This window comes from Flavobacterium sp., assembly GCF_049318325.1.
In the GTDB taxonomy this organism is placed as follows: Bacteria; Bacteroidota; Bacteroidia; order Flavobacteriales; family Flavobacteriaceae; genus Flavobacterium.
The window spans coordinates 1-4203 of the sequence record NZ_JBMOGQ010000172.1; the positions used below are offsets into that span (position 1 = coordinate 1).

General features: G+C 36.4%; 2 protein-coding genes. Both read right to left on the minus strand.

Going from position 1 to position 4203, the window contains the following annotated elements; all coding sequences use genetic code 11:
* Positions 1-2394, minus strand: a 2394-nt coding sequence (locus ACOYLP_RS11130; protein ID WP_422856242.1) for a hypothetical protein, incomplete at its 3' end; no start/stop codon positions are given.
* An 859-nt stretch (positions 2395-3253) separates the two neighbouring features.
* Positions 3254-4203 (minus strand): T9SS sorting signal type C domain-containing protein (locus tag ACOYLP_RS11135; RefSeq protein ID WP_422856243.1); only part of this gene is annotated, 950 nt, incomplete at its 5' end.

The following is a 4203-nucleotide window of genomic DNA, read 5'->3' on the forward strand; positions in this document are numbered from 1 at the left end:
TTTGGTAAAGGCTGTTCCAGCGTTTACTGAAATTGCTGAATTATTAACTGTTACTGTAACAGTCCCCGTTGCAGTACAACCTGAAGCTGTATTGGTTTTTGTTACTGTATAAGTTGTAGTTGAACTTGGGTTAGCTGTTGGGTTACTTGCAGTAGCTGAGCTCAATCCTGTTGATGGAGACCATAAATAGGTATGACCTGCCACAGCTGTCTCGCCTATTGCTGCGCCACTTGTATTAGCTATACAAGTTTTGGTAAAGGCTGTTCCAGCGTTTACTGTTGGCAAAGCATTGATAATAAAATCAGCTTTTGCTCTACAACTTCCTTCAGCTGTTGAACATGCTACCCAATAGGGAGTAGTTCCAGCTGTATTGGTATTAGCAAGACCTGAATTAGCCACACCCACCGGATTAAAATTAGCACCTGACCCTATTGCTGTTCCTCCCGATGAAACGGTATACCATTCAAATGATCCAGGAATAGTGTAGGTAACCGTAATTTGCATAAAATCAACAGTGGCAGTGGCAGAACCAAATACTCTTGTGTTAAAAACCGACAATACAGCACCAAAACCACTATTATTTATATCAGCAGCGGTCCAAGTGGTACCCCATAAATCGGTACCACTACCGTAAGTTCGACTTTGCAAAGAGGTTGGGTAAACATCATTTGAACTTTTATCCGTTGCCTGTAAGTTATTGTTTTTTACTAACCTAACCTGATCATCCCGGTTACCAGTACCTACACTTTGGGTACTACTTCGTGAAATAGTGAGTTGAATACCATTTATTATTGCATTTGCCGGAATACTAAATCCGTAATTTGTTGCCATTAAATAATTACTTGCACCTTGCTGTGCAGGGGCAACCGTTGCATACGGCGATCCCACTGCAGTGATGTTCCCGGGATTTGACCATGTAGTTGAACCAGATCCTGTTAAATTAGCTCCAATTCCTGCATTATTTGGACCGCTTATTTGTTCAGTTATATCTGCACATGAAGAGGTGACCGATAAAGTTCCTGAACCACCAGGACAAATGGTAGTATTGGTAGTTGTAGGAATAGAATTAACAGTTATTGTTCCCGTTGCATTTACTGAACCACAACCACCAGTTAGTGGAATACTATAAGTAAATATTCCAGAATTGGTTGGTGTACCACTTATGGTTATAGTATTCGATGCCCATACAGGAGTAACACCTTCTGGTAATCCAGTTGCAGTTCCGATTCCGGTAGCTACTGTTGTTGTATGCGTTATGTTTGTTAATTCAGTATTGATACAAAGCGTTGGAGTTGATGATGCAGTTCCTGTTGTATTTGCAGCAGCAACCGTAATCGTTCCTGTTGCATTTACTGTACCACAACCACCAGTTAGCGGAATACTATAAGTAAAGATTCCTGAATTGGTTGGTGTACCACTAATGGTTATAGTATTCGATGCCCATACAGGAGTAACGCCAGATGGCAATCCTGTTGCGGTTCCAATTCCAGTTGCACCGGTCGTAGTATGTGTTATGTTTGTCAAAGCAGTATTCACACACAAGGTTGGAGTTGAAGAAGCAGCACCTGCCGTCATTGTCGTTGCTCTTCTTAAAACAAGTAAAATAGCAGAATTACGATCACTAGATGATAACGTTACGGTACGATTTCCGGTTGCACCACTATTCACAGATGACAGCCATGCTGCTCCTACCGAAGCATCATCGCCATTTGTAGTAATATTGTCAAATAACTCCGTTTGTGAATTTGACCAATCACTATAACTTCTATCATTATTACACATAGCAAACATGATCACTGCAGAATTGTTATTAGCAACAGTTACTCCAGTAGCGGTAGCAGTTGCTGAATCTGCGTTATTAAAATTACCTGGAGTAATATCAAAAGGACCACCATTACTTCCATCAGGTTTTAGTGCATTACAAGCCACTCCTGAAAAAGCAACCATAGAACCAATCGCCATATCGCAGCGCGAATTCATTGCAAAAGTAAAACTTGAACCTTCAGAACCATCTGAAACGCGATAGTAGATACTTCCAAACCACGCATTGTTATTGTTTCCAGTACCATCACTTCTGATAAGTTGGTCTTTAACTAATGTCCAACCACTTAACGTTGGACTAGACAAACCACCGTTGTCATTATCAGTTTCATTTTGCACAACGCTAAATAGTAACACATCACCAGCAACTACACCAGTAGGTTTATTGATAGTAATTGTTGTGTTGTTAGTTGTAGCAGATGAAGCGGTAGTTGATGAACCTCTTTGCGCAATCTGCCCCCAGGAACTACTTGAGCTAAGTAGGAAAAGCAGTAAAAATACCGCCGAGAAGCACGATCGCTGCAGGCGGAAGCAATTTCGAAAAATTTGATTTAGGGTAATCGTTGTTTTCATAATTTTAGTTGATTTATTGTAGATTTGGGTTTAAACATTATTATTTATAAATTCCTTATGTAAAGGATAAAAAAATTCTAATAGGTTTCATTTTTTGAGCAAACATAATTCATAAACATAGTTTTTAAAAAAAAAAAAGATACACTACACAAAAAATCGTTGACCTACAACTTTTTTTTGAGCTAAATTATTGTAGTTCTGTAAAGTGAAAGATATCATCGATAAACAGCATCACAACAATAAAACTTTGTAAATCTATTTTTTTACGTCCAAAAATTCAGCTTCTCAATCGCTTTACAGCAACTTGTCAATACCATTATAGCTTAATAAAACTACCTTTGAAAAAGTTATATAATGGACTAATTATTTTTTAGACGCTTCAAACTTACAAAGCTTATTTGAAATAAAAAAATAATTTTATCGATTAAATGCATTTTTTATCGATTATTTGCATTTATTTATATTTATTATAAGTTTTATATTATTTATTTAATGTTTGAACATTACATAGATTAAAAAAAGTAATGTAAAAAATAAGATATCCTCGATTTAATTAATATAAAACTTGTTAATGGTATAAATGATAGAATAAAATAGTACAAGACCTTATAGGTTTTAAAAACCTGTAAGGTCAACCAGAAATTTGTATCGCCCGCTCGCTTTCGGACGAACGAATTGCACACGAGCTTAACGAACTGACGAAATAAATCTGCACTATCTGGAACGACAAAACTAAGACTGAACTTTTTTTACACTATTTTGGATAGGTATTCTTATAAAAGCACCTCAATAACAACAAAAAAAAGTCCCTACTTTTCGGTAGGGACTTAGACAACATAATTAAAAAAACTATTTCTTTTTATTCGTCTTCTGCTAGTTGAGTTTTAACTTCAATCTTTTTGTCTAGTTTTAAAGACGTTCTTGAGAACAATACCTTTTTAGTTACCACTATACCTTCTTCTGAGGTAATTTGAACTAATAAAACCTCTGTTGTTAGTCCAGCATTCATCAAAGTTTGGGAAGCATTAATATCTTTCTGCTCTTGAAGCAATCGCCCTCTAATATCAAAAATCTTAACCTTCGACATAACAACATTTCCTGTGTTAATCGAAATCTCATTGGTTGGTGTTTTATAAATAACCACTTGACTTTCGTTAAATATTGGTGTACTAACAGCCAATGACGTCGCTTGATAAGTAATCTCAAATCGGGTATCAAAAGTTCCTGAAGCCGATGTAAATGTATAAGCTCCAGCACTTAAATTATGAACAACTCCTGTGGTATTATCTCTTAAATAAACCGTTTGATCGCCATTAGAAAACAAACCATCAACATGATCTATTGTTATTGTATAATCTCCAGCGGTAGTAACTTTAAAACTCATTGGCACTACATCTGTCATGTCAAACGGCAAGGCTCTACCTTGAATAGCATATGATGTTGTTCCTATTAAGCTAGCAAGAGATACATCGCCATCAGTAAGCAATTCACCGTCTATAGATGGATCAACTCCTTGCGTGGCACCTGTCATATAAGCAATCATAGCTTGCGAAAAAGAACCAGCTGCATTGGTAATATTCAACCAAATACGATTTCTCTCTACAGTATTTGCGGTTCTTAAGAAACGATTAACATTAGAATCTATACGCATATCGTTAGTAAAAACAACATTACTTGTTCCCGTTCCTTCTACAATGAATCCTTGTCCTACTTGAAGAACATTTGTAGAAGTATTAGGATTTACTGTCATATTTGAAATTGCACTATCATTATTAGTAACAAAACCTCCTAAGTTATAAGTACAATAGG